Genomic DNA, 23,913 nt, shown 5'->3' with positions numbered 1-23,913 from the left:
AAACAGTCGAGGAAATGGAAGATGCGGGCGTTCGACCTGCCGCCCGCACCGGTATGTCAATACACGCCAGCAGCGCTCAAGCGGCTGATAATTTCCTTGGCCGCCAGTGCAGATGCGTCCTTCAAAGCTTTGGTCTGGGCTGTCGCATTGTCCGCACCAAGGCCAAAATACTGCACCGGTGGCACGGCCGCCACTTCACGCGGCAATGCGCCACGCAAATCGAGTACACGGCCGGTGACCGATACCACGACGCGCTGCAAGCCGGTCGCTTCATCGGTCGCGGCAGGATTGACGTCAAAAGTGGCCAATGCCAGCAGAGGCACATTCGCTTTGCGCAAGGCGGCAACGATGGAACGCATGGTCGCGGGTGCCAAATCATTACCTTTGGAGAAATCTTTATTCACTGACGGAATGTCCTTGTCACCGAGTACGAAGTCAGGATCGGCGACCAGATACCCTGCTTGCGAAAACACGCTCGTCACGGCCGTCTTCTGATTGGCCAGCGAAAACACGCGGTAATCGGTTTCATCAGCCTTGCGTACGGTGCTGCCACCCGTTTCGACCTTGATAGTCTGCTTGAGGGCAACGTTTTCATTCCGGCGCACGGTGGCACTGGTGGCGACGGCGCCGCCGCTCAGCGATTCGCCTTCGCGGCCGTTCACGCTGCCGGTCGTTTTCGCGCTGCCGTCAAGGGTCAACTCGGCACGCTTGACGACACGTTCATCAAATGCCTTGACGCTGGCCACTTCGCGGCCGACAAAGACATACACCATCTGCGATTTTTCCCCGTTCGATACCCGACCAGTGGCACTGGCGCCTTTCAGGGTATTTCTCAGTTTCGCCACATTGAGTTCCGCACGCACTGCCACGGAATATTTGCGCAGGCTGGTCTGATCCTGCTCATTCAGGACAACAGTACTGAGCAAGAATTTATCCAGATTGGCTTCAATTTTCCCCTGGATCGCTTCAAAATTTTCCGATTCCGCTTCGCCGCTTTCAGCGAAATAACGTTCTATCGCCGCCATTTGCGCCTTCTGATAAGCCATTTCCTTGTCAGCATCCGTCAGCATGGCCGCATATTTCACCGTCGCCGCGCCTTTTATCTGAATAACCTGGGAAAAGCATGGGCCGACCAAAAACAAGCCCAGGCAAAACAACATTAATTTTTTCATCTATTTACTCGCCTTTAATATCACCCGAGTTGCCTCGAGTTGTTTTCCAATATCCTTGGCTCCTGCCGCGGTCTGTATCCATTTCATGTCGCCACCTTCAAATGCGGCGGTCAACTTTAAAAACAGACCACGCAAGGCATCCTGATAGGCCGCAAAATCATCGGAACCGATGCGGCCGGCAGGAACAATTGCTGTTTCGCCATTTTTCAAGTCAGTATTCAGAAAATCTGAATTGAGCAACGGTTCGGAAAACTGAACGTGCGCATATGCACCGTAAACATACGATATAGCGACAGCCGTTTCCGCCGCTTTAATCTTGGCGAACTTATTCAGAGTGATATCAAAAACATAATCACCCTCCCCCACGCGCAAATCGACGTCATCACCATTCTCGAGCCGCAGAGACATGCGTCCCAAGGCATCACCCGCCTTGGTGGGCAGTAGCGGTACGCCTGCCTTGGCGGACAGCACCGAAGCAAAAGCATCGACCACCATGCTTTCCATGAGTTGTGGCTGAGTGCGAAGTACCTCTGGCATGACCGCCAGCGCTTCAGGTGCCACCTTGGCACGCCGGATCTGGATCGTGCGCTGGCCTGGGGTCGGCAAGGTCGCGTGCGACAGGCGATCCAGATATTGCGTCACCAAGCCCTTGCCCTCTTCCTTCAACAATAACTGTTCGATGAATCCGCGAATACGTGCCGCATCGGGTGCGTCCGGCGTGGCATCAAACAGGGCGGCATTGACGGGATAGCTGCGCACCACGGTCTTGCTCTTGTAATCGAATATCAGGGCATCGCCACGCAAATTGACAAAGGTTTTGTAATAACTACCAAAATTCTCCGTCAACACCGTTTCACCGGTCAGCACCAGTACTGTAATCAATGCCTGATCACTTTTTTTGAGATTAACGAGAGAGGATGGCGGCAACAGGCTGAAGGCGGGATTGACCACTTTGCCACTACGGTCGTGAATAATACGCGAAAGGTTCTGGCCCGAATTCTCGGCACGCAGACGCATATATACTTGATGGGAATATGGGAAACGAACGCCGGCCGTGGCGGAATCACCGGAAAATGCAAATCCGGCTACCGCTATATCAGCTGCATAAGCTGGGATCGCAAGCAAGAAAAAAATCAGCTGAAATGACAGAACTGCAGATATCTTAGATTTCGACCACACAAACCAACCCCTATTGCCTCATGGAAATAGCATAAATTGTAACTTATTTTTCATCAAGCAATCAAAAGTATTTTTTCCAACTTATTACGTTTGTTGTAAATTCCGACGTTCCGTGATTTGCCGAGAATAAACCACAGAATATCTGGCTATTTTTTTAAAAAGCGGTGCAATAAACATCAAGACCGCCTTCCATTAATTTTTCATCATCGCACAAAACGTCTCGGGATCGCCATCAAGAATGACGCCGCTGGGCAACCTGTGGTTGCGCTGCTGGGCACGCAGCAAGGACGCGGCCAGGGCCGAGTCGCCATCGACGGCATAGACGAAGACGGGCATGCTCAGGCTGGCCGCATCGCTGAGCAAATTCGGATTGGCGTCCAGGCTGCGCGCATCGACGTGCACGCCCGTGGGCATGCCGATCTGCTGCTGCACGCGCTGCAGCCACGGCTTGTCCAGCTTGGGCGGGCGGGCGTTTTTCGCGATGTAGCGGCTGATCCGGTTGGCACCGGCCGCCTGCGCATTGCGCGCGTCAAACACGAGCAGGCCCAGATAACCCTGCGGATCGGCGCGGCGCGCGCAAGCGAGGTTGTTCGGCACGCCCGACGTCAAGAACCAGTTGCCGTGCTTGATGTTCGCGCGCAACTGCCCCACCAGGGTGGCGATCGGCGCGCACGACGACACGACATCCTTGATTTCCGCGTTCAGGGTTTTAGCCGGAAAGGCCGTGGCCAGGTCGGCGATATCGGTCACAAAAGGCGGCGTTTCCGGCGTGGCCACGCCACGGTTCTTCATGCTGGCGGCGCGCCAGTCGTCGGCCGTCAACTGCTTCACGGTGCGGGGCGAGCCCGTGTCGACGACCCTGCCCGTCAGCAGGTCGTGGTGGACGACCCAGTTGCCGTCGCCGAGCAGCTGCAAGTCCGTCTCGACGCCGTCCCAGGTGCCGAAATACGTGTTACGCAGCGCGCTCAGCGAGTTTTCCGGCGCATTGCCGGCGCCACGGTGGGCGTGCACCTTCATGCCCAAGCAGTCCGCATGCACGGCCGTGCTGGCCAAGCTGAGCAGCAAGGCCAGTGCGGCCGCCTTATTTTTTTTCTGGGTGATAACCATATTCAATTCCCTGCAAAACGTTGGTGCGGATCGCTTCGTTGACGGGATAGCTGTAACCCTGCCCCACCGCCACGACGTGCGTGATATTGGCCAGCAAGCCCTTGCCGGCGATTTGCCAGCGCGTGCTGTCATCGGCTGCCTGGCGGTTCCAGTCCAGCATCTGGCGGAACAGCTCGCTCTTCGTGACATTATTGTCCGAGAGAGTAAAGATGCCCCAGATTCCCAGGAAGGCGCTGGCCAGCACGCCCGTGGCGATCCAGGCGGAACGGCGGCTCAGCTGGCCATCGGCGCCCGCCTGCTCGCCGCGCCGTGCCGCCAGCACCAGCAAGCCCACCGTGGCGATCAGGTACAGCAGTTTCGAGAAGTGGCCGATGGCGCCCAGCAAGGAGAAAAACAGGGCGACGGGCGGCACGATGGCCGCGCGCGCCGCTTCCTTGCCCTCTTCAAAGTACTTGCCGCCCACTTCGAAGTCGTTGCGGCTGGCGCGGTATTCCACGAGCTTTTCCGCCGTCTGGCGCGCGGCGAACTGGTCGAACAGACGGCTGAACTCGGCCGGACTCGCATACGCATCCTGCACCACGGCGCCCTTGGGCAAACGCAAACCCTTGCTCGCTTCGCTGCCGTCGCCGCCGTCCGGCCCGTCGCGCAGCACAGCCTGGATGCCGGGGCGCGCCACAAAGGCGGCAAAGGACAAGCCGGGCGGAATGCGGTCGCCCTTGATGTGCAAGCCCTTGCTGGCCGCTTCCGACGCATAGCGGCGCTTGACGGCCAGGCGGAACGATAACTGGTCGGCCGGGTGCCAGTTGGCCGATACGGGCACTTTCTTGCGCACATTGTTGACGACGGCCGCCTTGCGCCGCGCCGGCACGGAATGCGGTTGCCAGCCATGGCGCGACAGGCTTTGCCGGTAATCGTTCCACGCCGTTTCCTGCTGCTGGCGCAAGCCCGCATCGTCGTCGGGAATGATGCCCGAATACAGTTTCCACTTGTCGCGCACTTCGTCAATCGCCTGCTGGTATTTTTTATAGTAACCGGCAGCGCCACCGGCGATCTTGCGCACGTTGAAATTGATCAACTGCTCCTTGGCCGGCTCCATGCGCTCATCGAGGTGGCCCACCGAGACGGCCAGGAAAGGAAACAGCGCAAGAAAAGCCTTGCCTTCGGGCTTGGCAAACAGGGTGGCATCATCAACCAGGCCCTGCAATTGCAGGCTGCCGCCCACCAGCGAGCGCTGCATCAGGGTCGTGTTGAAGGCCAGGCGGCGAAATTGCGCATCGCGCGTTTCGACCAGCACCGTGACCGTGGTTTTCAGAATGCCGAACACGACCGCCGCCGTGGCGACGCAGCAAAAGAGGATCTTTTTCCAGCTGGGGCCGCTGCCATTGTTCTTCAGGCGGCGGCGCCACATCAGTTGCAGCACCACCAGCGCGGCGGCGATGCCCGACAGGCTGCGGCCATAGAATTCCACGCCTTCCACGTCCTGCGGCTTGACGTCGCCGCCCACCACGTCGAGCAGGCGGGCATTGAAGCCCAGCTCGAAGCACAGGTAAATGATCGTCAGGACGATCAGGATCAAGGTCTGCCGGATCTGCAGACTGCGCAAGCTCGCGGCCATCTTATTTCCTCAAATCGATGACGACGGGCTTGATCTCTTCGGCCTGGAAGATCATCGGCGCCGCCGGAGCGGCCGCTGCGGCACGCGGCGCGGGCAGGCTGATGGCGGCGGGCGTTGCCGCCTTGGCCGCAGTGTCCTGGCGGCGCGGCCTGGCGCTGGCGCGGCTGCCCGTTTTCGGCGTGGCGGCAGGCGCCGGAGCCGATGTCGGGGCCGGCGGCGCCGGGATCACGCGGCCGCTGTCGTTGCCAGCCGGCATAGTGGCGATGGCAGGACCCGTGCCGCGCAAGGCGTCGTCGGCAAACGGCTGGGCGCGCGTATCGACGCCCGGCGGCACGGCCACGCTGGCGTTGAGCAGGCGGTTGTCCGTGTAGATCATGCGCGACAGGCGGTTGTAGTTGGGGAAATCGATATTCAGCGATTTTCCATCGGCCGCCACGTCCACGCGGGGGCGGTCCTTGCAATTGCCGACCGTCCACTGCAGCACGTCCGTGCCCTGGAAAGCCAGCACTTCATAGCGGTAGGCGCAGCCGCGCTCCTGCGTTTCGACGATCACCACCGTGCGTTCGCCCACGTTTTCCACGCGCGCCACGCGGGCCGTGATGGCATTGGCCAGCGGCACGACGCGAAAGGCCTGCGACAGCTTGATCGAATACTTGCCCTGCGGGTCCTTGCGCAAGGTCCCTTCCGTGCCGTCGCGCAGGCGGAAGGTGGAAATCGGCGTGCCGAACAGCTCGGCCGTATCGAGGCCCATCAACACGCCGCCACGGCCATTCGGCGTCATGGCACAGCCCGTCAACAGGACGCCGGCGGCCACGCCGGCGATCAATGTGCGCCAGTGCGCGGATGCAAAATTCTTATACGTTGTCATGCTCGATAACTTTCTCTTATTTCTGGGTCAGGGATTGATGACGGCCAGCGGATTGCCCGGGCCTGGCGGCGGCAAGACTTTCTGGCGGTTACGCGACAGCACGGTGAAGGCGCCCAGGGTGTCCGGTCCCGCGACGATTTCCAGCTGCTCGCGCTGCAGCCAGGTGCGGATTTCCGCCTCCGTTGCCTCGGCGCGGAACAGCACGCGCGTGCGCACGCCCGTCTCGACGCCGCTGCCGCCGCTGCGGAATTCCCCATTGCCGACGACGGCGCTCTCTTTCGGCAGGAACAGCCACGCCGATTGCACCACCATCACGCTGGCGGCCACGGCCGTGACGATCTTCAGCCAGCGATTGGCATTGGCCGCCCGCACCGGCGCCGTCACCTGAGGCGCGGCGGCATCGGCCGAAGCGATCTGCAACTGCTGCAGCCCCTGGCGCAGCAGTTGCCGGTAGGCCACGCGGCCATCCTTGCCCAGCTCGCTCGACAAGGGCGTGCCCGTCAGCGCATAGTCGCCGCCGGGCAAGGCCACGCGGGCGATCACGCCGGGCGCGGCCGTGGCGGCATTCGCGCGGCCATGCAGCTCCAGCCAGCGTGCCGCCTGCAGGCGCTCCTGGCTGAACACGCCCAGGCAGGCACCCAGATCCGTCACGGCCAGGGTCACGGGCATGTCGCATAGCACCAGGCCCGCGCGCGGATCGGCCGGCGCGTCGCGCTCCTCGACCACGAGGCCGCAGGCGTCCGCATACGCCGTGTCCGGCGTGACGAGCCAGCCGCGCCAGCGCTGCCGCGTGCTGTCCCAGGCGTCGAGCAGCACGGCGCCAAAGCCGGGACGGCGCGCCAGCAGGTGAATCTGTCCACCGGCGATGGGCCGCCCGGCCAGCGGCGCGGCGTCGCTGCGGCGCTCGAAACGCTGCAGCAGGTGTTCCGGCACGGCGATGCCGCGCCAGTCGGGCGTATCGCCGGCCACGTCCGCGTCCAGCAATTCGGCGGAAGACGGGGGCGACGGCAGGCGCGCGGCAACGATGGCCAGCGAGGGCGTCAATGCAGTCATGCCGATGGCCTTTCATTAGGGTTCGGGTGGGGGGACACAGGGTCCATGTGCAGGGATAACGCGGCCACGCACAAGATATCCAAAACTATTTGCGCCGCCTGCATATCGCGCGCGGCCAAGGCGTCCCCGACGCGCAGCTTGAGCAGGTTCAAGACCCAGCTACCCAGCAAGGTGGCGCGGTGGGCCGGCTCGACGATCTGGCGGCCCGCGCTGGCGGGATCACCCTTCTGCCTGTGCACCAGGCCCAATTTTCCGCCGTGGTAATGCGCGGAAGCGATCTGCTCGGCCAGTTCCTTGACGGGCATGCCGCCGCAGCCGCAATGGCGCAGCAGCAAGATCAAATCGTGCGGCAAGGTGGTGATGAACACGTCGGCCGCGTCGCGCACATGCTGCGGCGTGAGCTGGTAGTCGCGCAGCGGTTCCGCATACGCATCGGGCGCGCGCAAGTCGCAGCCTTCTTGCGCATCGGTATCTTCGTCATCGCGCTGCTTGCGCAACTGGTCGATGATGAAGCGCTTGAAGTACAGGAACAAGGCACCGACGTGGTGGGGGACCGCGTCGCTGTCACCGTGCAGGACTTTTTCAATGAAGAACTGGTGGCGCAAGTCGGCCAGCGAGTCGCCCAGCGACGCCGCCTCGCGCGGACGGCATGGGGTCAGCGCAGCGATGACGCGCTGGTAAAATTCGCCCAGTTCGCCTTGTGTCAGTTGCTGGCGGCGGGTCCAGAAAGCATGAATCCGTTCAAATTGTTCCGATTGCAAAGCCGGTCCGATCGTGTGTTGGGCGGCACGCGCCACTGGCCGGCGACGATGCACGCCGTGCGCTGGCCAGACAAGAGAAACTTGTCAGTAAGGTAAAATGCATTTAAGCAATTTTCTCATATCAGAGTAAAAATCGCTAACTTTTGTTACTCCAACGACAATTCCACCAGACACCGATGCGCCGCTTATTCCTCCTGTTGTTGACCACCTTGTTTTTGCTGAACAGCAACGCCACGCAAGCCGCCAGCGGCCCCGGCAAGCGCATCGCCCTCGTGATCGGCAACGCGGCCTATCCGCAGCCTCTGTTGAATCCCGTGAACGATGCGCGCGCCATGGCCGAGCGCCTGCGCCGCCTGGGCTTTGAAGTGCTGTTGCGCACGGACATCAATGCGCAACAGCTGCAAAAGGCGTCGGCCGAGTTTTCCACACAGGCGCGCGGCGCCGATATCGCCCTCGTGTTTTACGCGGGCCACGGCGCGCAGGCGGGCGAGGCGAACTATGTGCTGCCGCTGGGCGCGAACATGAATGCGCTCAGTGCGGCCGCCATCGCCGCGCAGGGCGTGTCCGTTTCCAGCCTGGCCGGCGACTTGCAGCGCACGGGCGCGCGCGGCGCCGTGCTGATCCTCGACGCCTGCCGCCAGGAATATACGCGCGGCGGCGCCGTGGCGATTGCCGGCGGCGGCAACGCGGCCAGCCACGGCTTTGCCGACACGCAAGCGCCACGCGGCGTGGTGATCGCCTATTCGGCCGGTCCCGGCGCCCTGGCGCGCGATTTCTGGTCGCCCGATTCACGCAACAGCCCCTACACGAGCGCCCTGCTCGATGCGCTCGATGCTCCGGGTTTGCCGATGAGCGATGTGTTTTCGCAAGTGGCGGCCAGGGTTGCCGCCATGACGCACGACGTGCAAAAGCCCCGCGTGTCGTTCGGCGAAACGTCGGCGCGCCTGGTGCTGAACATGGGCAGCGGCAAGGGCGTCAGCCAGGCAACGCCAGGCGTGCTGGCCGGTGGACAAGGTGGCGTGCGCGCGCCTGCGCCAACGGTGGAGAAGCCAGCCGTAGCCGGCGCCAAGGTATGGCCGGGCAATGTGCTGCAAGACATCAACTATGAAATCCGCATGCAGATCGCGGCCCGTCCATTTCCCCGCCAGCAGCTGGAAAAGCGCGCACGGGGCGGCGATCTGGTGGCGCTGACGGCCCTCGGCTATGGCATCGGCGGCGGCGACGCTGGAATAAAACAGCCGAAGGCGGGCATGCAGTGGCTGGAAAAAGCGGCCGCGAAAGACTTTCCGATTGCCCAGACCTATCTGGCGGAATTGCTGATGGTCAAGGGCGATCCCGCTTCGCTGAAACGCGCGGGCGCACTGCTGGACGCGGCCTCGCAAGCTGGCTACAGCCCCGCCCATGCGTATAAATTCGACCTGGCCCGGCGCACGGGCGCGCCTCCGCAGGATGCGGCCCGGCATTTGCAGGACGCTTTCATGGGCTTGATGAAGGATTACCAGGGCGCCGCCAAGGACATGATGCAGCCGCCAAAAAATAATTCAAAATAATTTTAGATTTCCCTGAACTGCCCCCGTTATCCGTGGGTACATGCAATAGAGCATGACAGTGACCAGGGAAATCTCATGCAACCATTCACCACCACCGGCCAGCGTGGCCGCATCCTCGCCTACCAACCGAGCGGACAGGGTTCCGTCAGCGTGGCCGGCATTCAACATGCTTTCGACGTGGCCACGCACTGGCGCTCGGACGTGGCACCCGCCATCAACGCCGTCGTCGACGTGCGCTTCGATGAGGCCGGCAGCCTCGCCACCGTCAGCGCCGTGGCGACACAGCAGCTGGCGCAGGAAGAAATGGCCGGCGCGGCGAAACTGGCGCGCGAAAAAAGCCAGCAACTGTGGGGCCAGGCCGTGTCCGCCCTGGGCATCAAGATGCTGGCCAGCCTGGGCGTTTTGATCGCCGGGGCCTTTATCTTCAACACCATCGGCATCCGTCTGTTCGCTTCCGTCTCGCGCACCTATTGGCAATTGCTGGGCTTGTCCGCAGACAGCCTGGAAAGCTTTGCCCGCGATGGCGGCGGAGGTTTTACGTCCGCACAATTTTTCTTCCTGCTGGCCATTGCCGGATGCTGCGCCACCATGCTTAGCCGCCACCCGAAAGCGGCGCTGGGCAAGTGCGCCCCGCTGCTGTTCATCGTCATCCACAGCAGCTTGCTGTTCATCAAGATCAAGGGCGCCGTCAGCGACGCGGGCAACGCCATGGGCGGCATCATGGGCACCCGCGCGGCCCGCATGGCCGAGCAGATGGCCAGCGAAATGCTGGGGCAAGTGTGGCAAGGCCTCTCGTTTGGCATCGGTTTTTACCTGGTGCTGGCGTCTTCCATCGTCCTGGCCGCTTACGGCGTCGGCGAATACAAACGTAAAACCATCGGCTAAGCCACCTCTTACACATTTACTAAAGGAAATATCATGCAACGTAATCTCCCTACCCTGCTCGCCATCGCCGTGATCCTGTCCGCCTGCGGCAAGACCGAGAACACCACACCGGCCGCCTCCGCCCCCGTCGCCGCGAATGTCGCCGACCTGGCCGCGAAAGCCCAAGTGAAGGCGGCCGCCGCCAGCCTGCCGCAAGCGGACGCTGCCACGCCAGCGTCCAGCTATGTCGACATCACGAGCGGCCACCAGTTGATGTACAGCTACCTCGCCCTGTCCGGTGTGCCGCCCGACTACGCGGCCGTGGCGCAGCGCATCTCGCGCGAATATGCGGGCAGCAACGATGCCTTCCGCAAGCAGGAAGTGCTCGACGCATTGAAACCGCAGATCGACGCCAAGGTCAATGAAGCGAAAACCAGGCGCTACCTGCGCTACCAGATCAATGGCCAGGGTGCGCTGTCGCCGTACGCCATGGACAAGGCCGCCTTCCCCGCCAAGTTCGCCGACGCGGGCACGTATTACTACATGTACGACAACGGCGACTACAAGCTGGCCTTCACGAATGGCGACGGTTATTCCTTGCTGAAAGTGGACCAGGAGGCGGCCCGCAAGATCGAGGCGGCGCGCAGCGGCTACAAGGACTTCGCCATCGTCGTGTATGCCTACGCCCAGGAAGCGGACTTGGCCAGCAACCAGGTCAAGGCGCAGATCGTCAAGGTGGCGATCAAGCTGAACGGGGAAGAAATTCCCGTCAACCAGGCACGGTAGAACGGGCTCGGTTACACTGTTCGCCACATTGCATCGGGATCGGGATCGGGACATATGGGCGAACAGACACTGGCGGAACAACATCTGGCAAACGGGCAAGGGCTGCAGCAGCAGGGCAAGCTGATCGAGGCGATCAACGCCTACCAGGCCGCTTATAAGCTGAATCCGGCCCTGGCCGAAGCGCAGCATTTCCAGGGCCTGGCCATGCTGGAGCTGGGCCAGGGCGCCATCGGCCTGGGCTTGCTGAAACTGTCGCTCAAGCAGCAGCCAGACAACGCCCTGTTCCATTACAACCTCGGTAACGTGCTGCGCGGTACGGACAGCGACGCGGCGCTGGCCAGCTACGCCACGGCGGCGCGGCTGGCGCCGCACGAGCATGATTTCGCCATCAGCCATGCGGAATTGCTGATGGGAAAACAGCGGCTGATGGAGACCATCGCCGAGCTGGAACGTGCCCACGCCCTGCGCCCGCAGCGTTGGCAAACCCTGCAGGGACTGGCCGAGCTGTATTACCGCACGGGACAGCAGGAACTGGCGCTGGAACGCTACGCGCAAGGCCTGGCACTGCATCCGGCGCTGGCGCACACGTGCCGCATCGGCTTTGCCAGCCCCGGCACGGAGAATACGGAACGGCTGACGGCGCCCGACGTGCCGGCAAGCTTGCACGATTTCCTGCGCGAAACCGATTTGCACATCCTCGACGATTTCCTGCCCGACCCCGCCGCCTGGCGCGCGCAGGCGCTGGCCCTGCCGTTCGAGCAGCAGCGCTATGCGGGACAGAATTATCCGGGCAGCCAGACGGCGGGCCAGCCCAGCCAGGCCATCATGGAGCGCATCGCCACGGCGCTGGGCCGCCCCATCCGTTTCATTTCACCCGACAATGGTTCCTACCGCCTCAGCTATGCGGACGCCATGGCGCGCACCGATATCCACGTGGACAACGAGACGGGCAATAATTTCAATTTCTATGCGGGCGTGCTATACCTGAACCCGCCCGAGCAGTGTCAGGGCGGCACCACCTTCTGGCGCCACCAGCCCAGCGGCTGGTACCGGCGATTACCCGAAGCGGACGTGAAAGCGGGCGGCTACGCCAGCTTCAAGGATTTCCAGAAACGCTGGCTGCCGAACAGCAAAGTGCAGAAATTCAACGACTTGCAGGAACAGCGCGACAGTTGGCAAGCCCTGCTGGAAGTACCGATGCGCCACAACCGCCTGATCGTGTACAAGGGCCACTATTTCCACTCGATCAGCAATGTGTTTGGCGACACGCCGGAGAATGGGCGGCTGGTGCAGCTGTTTTTCTTTGAGGTGCCGGATCGAGTGTAAGGGGCAATTGTCGGATTACGCGTGCCGCTAATCCGACCTTGTATTATTCCCTTCATGCCGTTCGTGATATTGCGAACGGTATCGACCGCTGTCAAAATCTTGGTAGGCATATCAAGACCGGGTAACTGGATGCCGTATCCGCCCTTAGGCTCCGAGCCAGTTTCGTAGATCTCGCACCAGTTACCCATCCTCAATGTCAAGATCGGACAGTATCTTTGGCACCGGCATGCCGGTTAGCCCGCATTCACAAGGTAGATCGCAAGAGGAGCACAGCATGTTTAATCTGGGAATCGACGTTGCCAAGGCAAAGCTCGACTGCGCGCTGCGCCTGCCCAATGGCAAGCATCGTAACAAGGTAGTAGACAACAATGACAAAGGATACGCCGAGCTGCACGCATGGCTACTCAAGCATGAGGCCGGCAGCCCGCGTGTGTGTATGGAAGCGACCGGCACCTACTGGGAAAGGGTGGCCGAATATCTGGCGGGACGGGGCATGCTGGTCAGTGTCATCAATCCGGCGCAGATCAAGGCCTTCGGCGCTTCGCGCCTGGTGCGCACGAAAACGGACAAAGTCGACGCGCAGCTGATCGCCGACTTCGCCCATGAACGCCAGCCCGAGCCATGGCTGGCGCCGTCGCCGGCCGAACAGGCACTGCGCGCCATGGTACTGCGCCTGGAAGCCTTGCAAGCCATGCGCCAGCAGGAAAGCAATCGGCTCGATGTGGCGCGTGCAGCGGTACGCCAGGGCATCGTCGATCACATCACCTGGCTCGATGGCCAGATCAAGGAACTGATCCGAGCCATCAGACGGCATATCGATGACGACCCGGATTTGCGCGGCAAGCGTGAGCTGCTCGACACCATTCCTGGCCTCGGAGAGCGGACGATTCCGGTGCTGCTGTCCTACTATGCCAATCCCGAGCGCTTCGACAGCGCCAAGCAAGCCGTGGCGTTTGCGGGACTCGACCCGCGCCAGCACGAGTCTGGTTCCAGCGTACGTGGCAAGCCACGCATGTCGAAGGTCGGCCACAGCTTCCTGCGCAAAGCGCTGTACATGCCCGCCATGGTGACCGTGTACCGGACAGCCTGGGGCAAGCGCTTTGGTCAGCGCCTGCGTGCTGCTGGCAAGGCAAAGAAACTGATCATCGGCGCCATGATGCGCAAGCTGGTGCACGTGGCATTCGGCGTGCTCAGGTCGGGAAAAATATTTGATCCGACCTTGCACGCCGCTTGACGGGGATAACAGTATCTACCATGTGGCGTAGGCGTAGGTCGGATGAGCGCGCAAGCGCGTAATCCGACAACACCAGCACAGCACTCAATACATATCCGCCGCCGTCGCCCGCACCGCCTTGAGCAGCATATCCGCCCCCGGCGACAGCAAATGATCCTGCTGGCGGATGATGCCGAACGCATCCATCTTGCACGGCAATTCGATGGGCAAGATGCTCAGCACGTTCAACGATTCATAGTAGTGCGCCACTTCCGTCGGCATCACGTGCAGCGAGTCCGTCTGTTGCAGCAAGGATGTGATCAAGAGCAAGGCGGTCGTGTCGACGACGTCGACGGGCGGTTCCTGGCCCGCGCGGCGGAACATCATGTCGAAGCGGTGGCGCAGGATGCTGCCTTGCGGCGGCAAGATCCACGGCTGGGCCGCCAAATCCTTCAATTGCAGATTCTTGCGCGACAGCAGCGGATGGCCATTGCGCGCCACGGCGCTGGCCGGCTCTTCCGTCAATTCCTCGTAGATGAGGCCCGCGCTGCTTTCCTTTTCCAGGATGCGCCCGATCATGAAGTCCAGCGTGCCGTGCTGCAGCATGTCCATCAGGGTATTGCTGTGCTCCAGGTGCACGCCGATGCGCATCAAGGGCGCCTGCTGCTTGATGCGGGCAATCGCGCGCGGCAGCAAGGCCATGGCCGGCGTCATGATGACGCCCACTTCCACCTGGCCCGTCAAGCCCGACTTCAGGGCAACGATGTCGTCATGCGCCAAGGACAGGCTCGTCAGGGCCATGCGCGCGTGGCGTATCATCGTCTCGCCGAAGATCGTCGGCTCCATGCCGCGCGGCAGCCTGTCAAACAGGCGCACGTCGAGCATCTCTTCCAGATCCTTGATTTGCTTGGACGCGGCCGGTTGCGTCATGTGCAATTCTTCCGCCGCGCGATGGATGTTGCGCTGCTCGTCAAGGGCGATCAACAGCAGCAATTGCCGCGTCTTCAGGCGGGCTCGCAAGAACCAGTTGGGGTTGAGGGTATCCATGAATAAATCATATCATGATCGATATCGGTTTTAACTCAATATCGATATTATAGATATCGCCGTGTCTCCTTTTTGTGTGGTCAGCAAGCGTTCACAATGGCTTGCAGGCGGCGCTCGGGTTGGCGGCCGGGCCAGCCGTCTGCCGGATGAATTCGATGCTGCCGTCCGGCTTGTATTTCAGCTCTTCCACGGCCACGGAACGCCGGTATTCTCCGCCGCCGGGCAACTTGTCGTTGTGATAGAAAATATACGACTTGCCATTGAACTCGATGATGGCCTGGTGAATGGTTTTCACGACGGCATTCTTGTCCATGATGGTGCCGCGGAAATGCCACGGACCCGTCGGCGTCGGCCCCGTCGAATACGCCGTTTCCTCGGGGAAATTGCGCGAGTAGGACAAATAATAGCTGCCTCCATGCTTGTGCATATAGGCCGCCTCCGTGAACGCATCCATGCCGAAGGTCAGGATCGGGCCGTCCAGCTCCGTCATATTGGACTTGAGCTTGGCGTATTTCAACACCGTGTTGCCCCAGTAAATGTAGGCCTGACCATCCGTATCGATGAAGACGGCCGGGTCGATATCGTCCCAGGGAATCGCCGTCTGTTTCGTCATGTCGTTCGTGATCAGGGCGCTGCCGCGCGCGTCGACGAAGGGGCCCGTCGGGCTGTCGGACACGGCCACGCCGATGGCCTTGCCGGGGATGGTTTTATGGTCGACTGTGGAGTAAAAATAATACTTGCTGCCGCGCTTGACGATGTCGCCGGCCCACGCATCCTTGCCGGCCCACGCGAAGGTGGAAAAGCGCACGGGCGAGCCGTGATCCGTCCAGTTCGCCATGTCGCATGAGGAATACACGCGCCACTCGTGCATGCGGTAATCCGTATCCGAGGCGCTCGCTTCATCGTGGCCCACGTACAGGTAGACCCTGCCATTGTCGACCAGCGCGGCCGGGTCGCCCGTGTAGATGTTTTTCACGATGGGGTTGGCTGCGTGTGCACCGAATGAGGCGCAGGCGAGCGCTACCGCCATGCCGGTGGCTGCGGCAAGTTTATTCTTTTGAAACATGCTATTAACTCCGATTGGTATTTTTCTGGCCCATGGCCATCAGTCTTTGCACGACGCAAAAGACGAACAGCAAGCCGCCGATGACGATCTTGGTCCACCACGAGCTGAGCGTGCCGTCGAAGGCGATCAGGGTCTGGATGGTGCCCAGCACCAGCACGCCGGACAAAGCGCCCGCCACGTAGCCATAGCCGCCGCTGAGCAGGGTGCCGCCGATGACGACGGCGGCAATCGCGTCCAGTTCCGTGCCTTGCGCATGCAAGCCATAGCCGGACAGCATGTAGAACGAAAATAGCACGCCACCCAGGGAGGCGCAAAAGCCGCTGAAGGCATAAATGAAGACCTTGGTGCGGCCCACAGGCAAGCCCATCATCAGGGCCGACTGCTCATTGCCGCCGATCGCATACACGGCGCGGCCGAACGGCGTGGCGTGCGCCAGCCAGATGGCCAAGAGCAACGTGATCACGGCAATCACGACACCGGGCGAAACGAAGCCGCCGAGAAATTGCAATTGCGTCTGCGACATGGCGACGAATAGCGGATCATCGATGGTAATCGAGTTGATGCTGATCAGATAGCACAGCCCGCGCGCCAGAAACATGCCGGCCAGGGTGACGATGAAGGGCTGCAACTTGAAGTAATGGATCAGCGCGCCCATGCCGGCGCCAAAGACGGTGCCCAGCGCCAGCACGGTGACGATCACCAGGAGCGGCGGCCAGTGCGCCACGTTCAGCAGCCAGGCGGCGATCATGGTCGACAGGGCCAGCACGGACCCGACGGACAAATCGATGCCGCCGGAGACGATGACGAAGGTCATGCCGACGGCGATCACCAGCAAAAAGGCGTTATCGATCAACAGGTTAAAGATCACTTGCGTCGACAGCAGGCCCGGATAGGCGGCGCCACCGAGGCCCAGCATCACCACCAGCAGCAAGACCGTGACGAGCGAGGTGAAATACGGGGTGTGCAGCAAGCCCTTCATGCTTTTCTCCGATGCAGCAATTGCTTGAATTCCGACGATTGCGACAGGCAGACGAGGAAGACGACGACCGACTTGACGACCATGTTCACTTCCGGCGGCACGCCCAGCGAATAGATCGTGTAGGTCAGGGTCTGGATGATGAGCGCGCCTATCATGCTGCCAACTAAGCTGAACTTGCCGCCGGCCAGCGAAGTGCCGCCCAGGGTCACGGCCAGGATGGCGTCGAGTTCCAGCATCAGGCCCGCGTTATTGGCGTCGGCGCTCTTGATGTTCGAGCTGATCATCAGGCCCGACAGGCCCGCGCAGGCGGCGCAAAAGACGTAGACGAAAAAGATCAAGGTCGCCGTCTTGATGCCGGCCAGGCGCGCGGCGACGGGGTTGATGCCGACGGCCTGGATGAACAGGCCCAGGGCCGTCTTGCGCATCAGCACGGCCGTGATGATGAACACGGCAGCGACGAGGAACAGGGAAAACGGCAAGCCGAACAGGTAACCGCTGCCGATGAAAAAGAACGGCTGATAATAGACGGTGACGATCTGCCCATCCGTCAGCAATTGCGCCAGGCCACGTCCCGCCACCATCAGGATCAGGGTCGCGACGATGGGCTGCAAGCCGAGTCCCGCCACCAGCACGCCATTCCAGGCGCCGCACAGCAGGGCCGCGCCCAGGGCGGCCGCCAGGGCCCAGCCCATGGGGATGTTGCTCACGTAGGTCGGCACGCCGTTGTCCATCACCATGGTGCCGCCGATCAGCATGGCGGCCACGGTGCCGGACAGGGCCACGACGGCGCCCACGGAAATGTCGATACCGCGCGTGGCGATGACGAGGGTCATGCCCAGCGCGGCCAGCATCAGTGGCGCGGCGCGGTTGACGATGTCGATCACGCTGCCGTACAGATGGCCGTCGCGCACTTCCAGGTGGAAAAAGCCGGGGATGGCAAAGAAGGCCACCAGCAACAGCAGCAACAGCGCGGCCAGTGGCCGGCTCAGGGGATGATGCAGAACGGTATGCAAGGCGGACGTACCCGTAGTGGAAGCCGGACGCGCCAGTGGCGCGCTCGATGGCGTGGATAAACTCATGTGGCGTCTCCGGCGATCACTTGCAGCACGGAACTGTCGTCGAGCTCGCCGCGCGCATAGTCGCCGCAAGCCTTGCGGTCGCGCATGACCAGGATACGGTCGCTGCAGCGCAGCACTTCCGGCAACTCCGACGAGATGAACAGGATGGCCATGCCCTTGCGGCACAGCTTGCTCACATAACTCATGATTTCCTGCTTGGCGCGCACGTCGATGCCGCGCGTCGGTTCATCGAGAATCAGCATGGCGGGCGACGTCACCAGCCAGCGCGCCAGCAAGGCTTTCTGCTGATTGCCGCCCGACAGGCTGCCGATCGGCGTTTCGATGCTGGCCGTCTTGATGCCGAGCGCCTTGACGTACTCGTCGGCCAGCGCCTGCTGGCGTTTGAAGGGAATCGCGCGCAGCAAGCCCGTGCGGGCCTGCAAGGCCAGGATGATGTTTTCGCGCACGGACAGCGACAGGATCGCCCCCTCGTGCTTGCGGTCTTCCGAGCAAAAGCCGATATCCCGGGCGATCGCGTCGCGCGGCACGTTGAACTGGCGTATCTTGTCCTGCATGACGATGCTGCCGGAATCGGCCTTGTCGGCGCCGAACAGCAAACGCGCCAGTTCCGTGCGGCCCGAACCGAGCAAGCCGGCCAGGCCCAGCAATTCACCCTGGCGGATGTGGAAATCCATGGGCAGCAAGGCGCCTTTGCGGCCCAGTCCCTGCGCTTCGAGCACATTCGGCCCGAAACTGGCGGCGCCCGCTTCTTGCGCCAGTTCCAGTTCTTGCGGCTGGGTGTCGGCCGCCACGCCGATCATTTTATTGACCAGTGCCAGGCGCGACAGCTCGCTGCACGCGTATTCTCCCTCGCGCTCGCCATTGCGCATGACGGTGATGCGGTCGGAAATGGCGTAGGTCTGGTCGAGGAAGTGAGTGACAAACAGAATCGCCATGCCCTGCTCGCGCAGGCGGCGCAGCACGGAAAACAGCAGATTGACTTCCGCTTCGTCCAGGCTGGACGTGGGTTCGTCGAGGATCAGCACGCGGGCCGAAATATTCAGCGCGCGCGAAATGGCCACCATTTGCTGGATGGCCAGCGGAAAGCTGGACAATTGCGCGGTGACATCGATATCGATCTGCAATTGCTGCAGCAAGGCACGCGCCTGTTGCTGCATGGAACGCCAATCGATGGCGCCGAAGCGGCGCGGATAGCGGCCGATAAAGATGTTTTCCGCTACCGACAGGTTCGGGCACAGATTAACTTCCTGGTACACGGTGCTGATGCCCAATCCCTGGGCGTCCGACGTGGACGCGGGGGCGATGGGCTTGCCATCGAGCAGAATCTGGCCGCTGTCGGGCGTGTAGACGCCCGTCAGCACCTTGATCAGCGTCGATTTCCCGGCGCCATTCTGTCCCATCAGGGTGTGCACTTCACCCGGATACAGGCGCAGGGCAACGTCGCTGAGGGCTTTGACGCCGGGAAAGGACTTGCTGATGCCGCGCAACTCCAGCAAGGGAGCTGGCGCGGCGTTGTGTTGCGCTTGCGTATTCATCATGCGGCAAGCTTAGTACTTACGGTTCGGGAATTCCTTGGCGGCCACCTCGGCAGGGAACACGCCTTCCACCGTCGTGATGCGCGCTGGCACGGGCTTGCCGGCCACCACGTCGCGGGCGATCGACATCAGTTGCGGGCCCAGCAGCGGGCTGCATTCCACAGTGACGTTCAGCTTGCCGGCGATCATGGCCTCGAACGCGCCTTTGACGCCATCGATCGAGATGATGATGATGTCCTTGCCCGGTTTCATGCCCGCTTCTTCGATGGCCTGGATGGCGCCGATGGCCATGTCGTCATTGTGCGCGTACAGCACGTTGATCTTCTTGCCCTCGGCCTTCAGGAACGCTTCCATCACTTCCTTGCCCTTGGCGCGCGTAAAGTCGCCCGTTTGCGAACGGATGATCTTCAGCTTCGGATTCTTGCCGATGACTTCCTGGAAGCCTTCCTTGCGGTCGATGGCCGGCGCGGAGCCGACCGTGCCTTGCAGCTCGACGATGTTCAGGGTGGCGTCCGGGGTTTTCTTGGCATAGTCCAGCAGCCATTGGCCGGCGCGGCGGCCCTCTTCCACGAAATCGGAACCGATGAAGGTCACGTACAGCGATTTGTCGGCCACGTTGACGGCGCGGTCCGTCAGGATGACGGGAATCTTGGCGGCCTTGGCTTCGCGCAAGACCGTATCCCAGCCGGACTCAACGACGGGCGAGAAGGCGATCACGTCGACTTTTTGCGCGATGAACGAGCGCAGCGCCTTGACCTGGTTTTCCTGCTTTTGCTGCGCGTCGGCAAATTTCAGGGTGACGCCATCTTTCTTGGCCGCATCCTTGATGGAGACGGTATTGGCGGTGCGCCATTCGCTTTCGGCGCCTACCTGCGAAAAGCCCATGACGAGGGGCTTGGCGGCGAAGGCGGAAGAGGTTGCGGACAGTGCCAGCAACATGGCGCTGGCGAGGAGGGTTCGGCGTGTCAATGTCATTCTTGTCTCCAGTTTTTTTTGGAATACCATCACAGCCGGATGCCGGATGGGCGGTTTTTTATGAACCCATGGTAGGAGAAAGCAACATAGCCATCCAATCAATTCTTTTTCGCTTGCGATACCGATTTGCGTATCACCTGCCGCCCATCCCCTTCCCTGCTTACCGTTTGGCGGCCGGCAATTCGCGGCTGTGATAGCGGTTCAAGTCGCGCGCGTCGACTTGCGGCCAGCCATCCTGGTCCCACGTCATGGGCAGGATCTTGAGCTTCTGCAAATAATTGTCCGCCGTTTCATAGGCGTGCAGCACCAGGTAATCCTTGCCGTCAAACGTATAGGCACTGTTGTGGCCGAGGCCTTGCCAATCCTTGTCGCCTTTCAGCAGCACCGTGCCGCCGCCCTGCGCCATGTCGCGGCCCTCCTTGTCCAGGTAGGGTCCCGTCACGCTTTTTGAGCGTCCCACGGCCAGGTGATAGGTGCTTTTTTCTTTCTGGCAGCACAGGCCCCAGGAAACGAAGAGGAAGTAGTCGTTGCCGCGCCGGAAGATGAAGGGTGCCTCGATTTCCTCGGGCGCGGGCTTGAATTCGCCTGCGCGTGGCGGCAGGGGTACGCGTCGGGCCAGCGAGTGCCACTCTTGCGGTTCCGCAATGCGGGTCCAGTCTTTGTTGAGTTTCACCAGCTTGATGCCATTCCAGAACGAGCCGAACGACATCCACGGCGTGCCCTTGGCATCGGTGATGATGTTCGAATCGATGGCGTTCCACTCGTCGCGCTCGGGCACCGATTGCAGCAGCATGCCCTGGTCGACCCAGCGGTAGTCGGGCGAACGGGGATTCAAGGTCGTGTTGACGGTCACGCCGATGCCGGACGTGTTCTTGCCGAAGCCGGACACGGAGTAGTACAGATAATATTTTCCGTCGTGGAATTGCACGTCGGGCGCCCAGATATGGTCGTCAAATGATGGCGCGGCCGTCTTGGCCCACGTAGGCTGGCCGGCGAAGACGCGCCCTTCCGGCTGCCAGTCGAGCATATTTTTCGAACTGTAAAAGGTAATGCCGGGACCCGTGCTGTACAAATAATACGTGTCGCCTTCCTTGGCCATCACGGGGTCGTGCACGCTGACCTGGGCCGCGTGCGCGGCGGCCATGATCGCCAGGGTGCTCAGGATGGCGGCCATGCCGCGTGTCAATATGTGCATCGTCTTCTCCAAAATGGTCAGCCGGCCCGTCATGCGGGCCGGCCTGATGAATGACAGGTGAGCGACAGCTTAGTCGACGGCCACCACCACGACGGCCTTGGCTGGCACCGACACGGTCAGCTTGCCGCCTTGCGCCTTGGCATTAAACGCCACCGGTTGCACGGCTTGCGGTTGCGCAAAGCTGTTGACGGCATCCATCTTGCCGGCGGTCAGCACGCGGCCCGTCACGCTGGCCACTTGCTTGCCGGCCAGCGCCACGTTCACGTCGACGGCCTTGTGCGGGTTCGTGTTGACCAGCGACAGATACACCTTGCCATCCTTGCCGCGCGCGGCCGAGGCGCTCACTTCCGGAATGCTGACCTTGCCCAGGCTGTACTTGCCATTGCCCTGGATGGCGACCGGCAGCGAAGTGGCATCCTGGAACGGCACGTACATTTCAAACGCATGATACGTAGGCGTGAGGAAATATTTGTCCTTGTCCGTGATGATCATCGCCTGCAGCACGTTGACCATTTGGGCGATATTCGTCATGCGCACGCGGTCCGCGTGGGCGTGGAAAATATTGAAGTTCAAGGCGGCGACGAGCGCATCGCGCAAGCTGTTTTGCTGGAACAAAAAGCCCGTATTGGTGCCCGGCTCCACGTCGTACCAGGTGCCCCATTCATCGACGTACAAGCCCGTCTTTTTCGAGGGGTCGTTCTTGTCGATGGCGGCGATATTGTTCTTGATCAAGCTATCGATGCGCAGGGTACGGGTCAGGGTGGAAATCCACTCATTTTCGCCAAAGCCCGTGGCGGCGCCCTTCTTTTCCCAGACGCCGGTCGGCACCGTGTAGTAGTGGAAACTGATGGCGTCCATCATGTTCGGCCTGATTTCGCGGCTCAGGGTACCGGACCAGCTGATGTCGTCGTCATTGCCGCCGCTGGCGATGAATTTCGGGCGCGCGCTTTCCGGCGTCTTCATGAAGCTGTGATAGTGCTTGTACAGGTCGGCATAGTACTGCGGGCGCATATTGCCGCCGCAACCCCAGGCTTCATTGCCGATGCCAAAGTAATCGACTTTATACGGCTGGGCGCGGCCATTCTTGCGGCGCAGCTCAGCCAGGGTCGATTTGCTGTCCGACGTCATGTATTCGAGCCATTCGGACATTTCCTGCGGCGTGCCGGAACCGAGATTGCCGTTGATGTAGGTCTGCGCGCCCAGCAGCTCGGCCAGGTCGAAGAATTCATGCGTGCCGACGGCGTTCGATTCTTCCACGCCGCCCCAGTTGGTGTTGACCTTGGTCGGGCGCTTGTCACGCGCGCCGATGCCGTCCTTCCAGTGGTATTCATCGGCAAAACAGCCGCCCGGCCAGCGCACCAGGGGCACGTGCAACTGTTTCAGCGCACCCAGCACGTCGTTGCGCCAGCCTTTGGTGTTAGGAATGGAAGACTCCGGCCCCACCCACATGCCTTCATAGATACCGGTACCCAGATGTTCGGCGAACTGGCCGTACACGTTCTTGTTGATCACGGCACCGGGCTTGGCCACGTCGATGGTGACCTTGACGGGCGCGGCAAAAGCGCTGCCGCCGGCTATGGCCAGGCTGAGGGCCACGATGCTGGTATGGATGAATTTCATGCTGTCTCCTGTTTTTTAGTGAAAAGCAAGGGCCGGGATCAACCCGGCGATGGAATGGCGATGCCTCTCCTGCCGCGGGGTTGGGGCGGCAAGAGGGTGTTTCAAGATTGGAGGGCCGGTCAGCACCGGCGCGGATTGAACGATGCGCTAAGGCTTAGACCCAGCCGGCATCCACGATGAACTCCTGACTGGAGCACATCGCGCCGTCATCGGAAGCAAGGAACAGCACCATGGCGGCGATGTCCTGTGGCATCAGCTTGCTTGGCAAGCATTGGCTTTTCTTGATTTCCACTTCCGCCGCGTCGTCGACCCACAGGTCGATCTGGCGCTGCGTCATGACCCAGCCGGGCGTGACGGTATTGACGCGGATATTGTGGGCGCCATAATCGCGCGCCAGGCCCCGCGTGAGACCCACGACGGCCGCCTTGGTGGTGGCGTACACAGGGTAGCCGCCCGACTTCATGTGCCAGGAAATCGAGCTGACGTTGATGATGGAACCGCCGCCCTTGCGCTTCATGCCCTCGAAGACGGCCTGGCAGGTGAAGAACATGGGACGCTGATTGATCGCAATGCGCTCGTTCCAGTATTCCAGGGTGACGTCCTGCGCCTGGTGGCGCTGGTCGTTGGCGGCATTGTTGACGAGGATATCGAAGTCGCCCAGCTTGTCGGCCAGTTCGGCCATGACGGCTTGCAACGATGGAATATCCGTGATGTCGCAATGGCGGAACAACGGCGCCGTCAGGCCCGCTTCAGCCAGGCGGCGGCACAGGGCCTCGCTCGCTTCCACGGCGATATCGACAAACGCCACCACCGCGCCCTGGGCGGCAAATTCCGCCACCAGGGATTCGCCGATGCCGCTGCCGCCACCCGTGATGAACACGCGCTTGCCCTGCAAGCTGCCATATTTCGCCAATTGCTTCATC

At 61.5% G+C, this 23,913-nt stretch carries 21 protein-coding genes; 5 read left to right on the top strand and 16 right to left on the bottom strand.

The features are described 5' to 3' along the window. Positions 1-56: 56 nt before the first annotated feature. From CLU90_RS19595 to CLU90_RS19565, 7 genes are all read right to left on the bottom strand, one after another. Complete coding sequence (locus CLU90_RS19595; protein ID WP_157808862.1) at positions 57-1,172, bottom strand: hypothetical protein; 1,116 nt, start codon at positions 1,170-1,172, stop codon at positions 57-59. Next, positions 1,173-2,297 carry a hypothetical protein gene (locus tag CLU90_RS19590; protein WP_139178245.1) on the bottom strand — a complete coding sequence of 375 codons (1,125 nt, stop codon included), beginning with the start codon at positions 2,295-2,297 and terminating at the stop codon, positions 1,173-1,175. Positions 2,298-2,543: 246 nt separating this feature from the next. Further along, positions 2,544-3,458, bottom strand: a complete 915-nt coding sequence (locus CLU90_RS19585) for a glycerophosphodiester phosphodiesterase (protein ID WP_100428737.1) — start codon at positions 3,456-3,458, stop codon at positions 2,544-2,546. After that, on the bottom strand, positions 3,433-5,073 hold the full coding sequence (locus CLU90_RS19580) for a hypothetical protein (RefSeq protein WP_232731266.1): 1,641 nt from the start codon (positions 5,071-5,073) through the stop codon (positions 3,433-3,435). The genes CLU90_RS19585 and CLU90_RS19580 overlap by 26 nt, the downstream gene beginning before the upstream one ends. Position 5,074: 1 nt before the next feature. Next, a complete protein-coding gene (locus CLU90_RS19575) occupies positions 5,075-5,941 on the bottom strand; it encodes a hypothetical protein (RefSeq protein WP_100428736.1) in 867 nt (288 codons plus the stop codon). Positions 5,942-5,968: 27 nt separating this feature from the next. After that, positions 5,969-6,994, bottom strand: coding sequence for a hypothetical protein (locus tag CLU90_RS19570; RefSeq protein WP_100428735.1), 1,026 nt, complete (start codon positions 6,992-6,994; stop codon positions 5,969-5,971). Continuing rightward, a complete protein-coding gene (locus CLU90_RS19565) occupies positions 6,991-7,755 on the bottom strand; it encodes a hypothetical protein (protein WP_157808861.1) in 765 nt (254 codons plus the stop codon). The genes CLU90_RS19570 and CLU90_RS19565 overlap by 4 nt, the downstream gene beginning before the upstream one ends. A 176-nt stretch (positions 7,756-7,931) precedes the next feature. Between CLU90_RS19565 and CLU90_RS19560 the strand changes: the two genes are divergently transcribed. The 5 genes from CLU90_RS19560 to CLU90_RS19540 all read left to right on the top strand — a co-directional run bounded on the left by CLU90_RS19560 (position 7,932) and on the right by CLU90_RS19540 (position 13,515). After that, positions 7,932-9,305 carry a caspase family protein gene (locus tag CLU90_RS19560; RefSeq protein WP_100428733.1) on the top strand — a complete coding sequence of 458 codons (1,374 nt, stop codon included), beginning with the start codon at positions 7,932-7,934 and terminating at the stop codon, positions 9,303-9,305. A 75-nt stretch (positions 9,306-9,380) separates the two neighbouring features. Continuing rightward, positions 9,381-10,190 carry a hypothetical protein gene (locus CLU90_RS19555; protein ID WP_100428732.1) on the top strand — a complete coding sequence of 270 codons (810 nt, stop codon included), beginning with the start codon at positions 9,381-9,383 and terminating at the stop codon, positions 10,188-10,190. A 33-nt stretch (positions 10,191-10,223) separates the two neighbouring features. Next, the gene (locus CLU90_RS19550; protein ID WP_100428731.1) at positions 10,224-10,955 is read left to right on the top strand and encodes a hypothetical protein; all 732 of its coding nucleotides are present in this window, start codon (positions 10,224-10,226) and stop codon (positions 10,953-10,955) included. A gap of 54 nt (positions 10,956-11,009) precedes the next feature. After that, entirely contained in the window at positions 11,010-12,281 is a 1,272-nt protein-coding gene (locus CLU90_RS19545; RefSeq protein ID WP_100428730.1) for a DUF6445 family protein, read from the top strand. A gap of 274 nt (positions 12,282-12,555) precedes the next feature. After that, the gene (locus tag CLU90_RS19540) at positions 12,556-13,515 is read left to right on the top strand and encodes an IS110 family transposase (RefSeq protein WP_100428620.1); all 960 of its coding nucleotides are present in this window, start codon (positions 12,556-12,558) and stop codon (positions 13,513-13,515) included. Positions 13,516-13,599: 84 nt separating this feature from the next. Here CLU90_RS19540 and CLU90_RS19535 read toward each other — a convergent pair whose 3' ends face one another. The 9 genes from CLU90_RS19535 to CLU90_RS19495 all read right to left on the bottom strand — a co-directional run bounded on the left by CLU90_RS19535 (position 13,600) and on the right by CLU90_RS19495 (position 23,912). Then, entirely contained in the window at positions 13,600-14,541 is a 942-nt protein-coding gene (locus tag CLU90_RS19535) for a LysR family transcriptional regulator (RefSeq protein WP_092713388.1), read from the bottom strand. 91 nt (positions 14,542-14,632) lie between these two features. Continuing rightward, on the bottom strand, positions 14,633-15,607 hold the full coding sequence (locus CLU90_RS19530) for a glycoside hydrolase family 43 protein (protein ID WP_100428729.1): 975 nt from the start codon (positions 15,605-15,607) through the stop codon (positions 14,633-14,635). Between the two features lie 4 nt (positions 15,608-15,611). Continuing rightward, positions 15,612-16,586: a galactofuranose ABC transporter, permease protein YjfF gene (gene yjfF, locus CLU90_RS19525; protein ID WP_100428728.1), complete on the bottom strand. Its 975-nt coding sequence runs from the start codon at positions 16,584-16,586 to the stop codon at positions 15,612-15,614. Further along, positions 16,583-17,665 carry an ABC transporter permease gene (locus tag CLU90_RS19520; RefSeq protein ID WP_092713382.1) on the bottom strand — a complete coding sequence of 361 codons (1,083 nt, stop codon included), beginning with the start codon at positions 17,663-17,665 and terminating at the stop codon, positions 16,583-16,585. The genes yjfF and CLU90_RS19520 overlap by 4 nt, the downstream gene beginning before the upstream one ends. Next, positions 17,662-19,203, bottom strand: coding sequence for a sugar ABC transporter ATP-binding protein (locus CLU90_RS19515; RefSeq protein ID WP_100428727.1), 1,542 nt, complete (start codon positions 19,201-19,203; stop codon positions 17,662-17,664). Before CLU90_RS19515 ends, CLU90_RS19520 begins: the two co-directional genes overlap by 4 nt. Positions 19,204-19,212: 9 nt before the next feature. Beyond that, positions 19,213-20,175, bottom strand: a complete 963-nt coding sequence (locus tag CLU90_RS19510) for an ABC transporter substrate-binding protein (RefSeq protein WP_092713378.1) — start codon at positions 20,173-20,175, stop codon at positions 19,213-19,215. 160 nt (positions 20,176-20,335) lie between these two features. Continuing rightward, positions 20,336-21,370, bottom strand: a complete 1,035-nt coding sequence (locus CLU90_RS19505) for an arabinan endo-1,5-alpha-L-arabinosidase (RefSeq protein WP_232731265.1) — start codon at positions 21,368-21,370, stop codon at positions 20,336-20,338. 69 nt (positions 21,371-21,439) lie between these two features. Then, a complete protein-coding gene (locus CLU90_RS19500) occupies positions 21,440-22,990 on the bottom strand; it encodes an alpha-N-arabinofuranosidase (protein ID WP_100428726.1) in 1,551 nt (516 codons plus the stop codon). 154 nt (positions 22,991-23,144) lie between these two features. Beyond that, entirely contained in the window at positions 23,145-23,912 is a 768-nt protein-coding gene (locus tag CLU90_RS19495; RefSeq protein WP_100428725.1) for an SDR family NAD(P)-dependent oxidoreductase, read from the bottom strand. Position 23,913 lies beyond the last annotated feature (1 nt).

Source organism: Janthinobacterium sp. 67 (assembly GCF_002797895.1).
Lineage (GTDB): Bacteria > Pseudomonadota > Gammaproteobacteria > Burkholderiales > Burkholderiaceae_D > Janthinobacterium.
The sequence above is the reverse complement of the archived record's forward strand: the minus strand, read 5'-3'. Positions and strand labels throughout refer to the sequence as shown.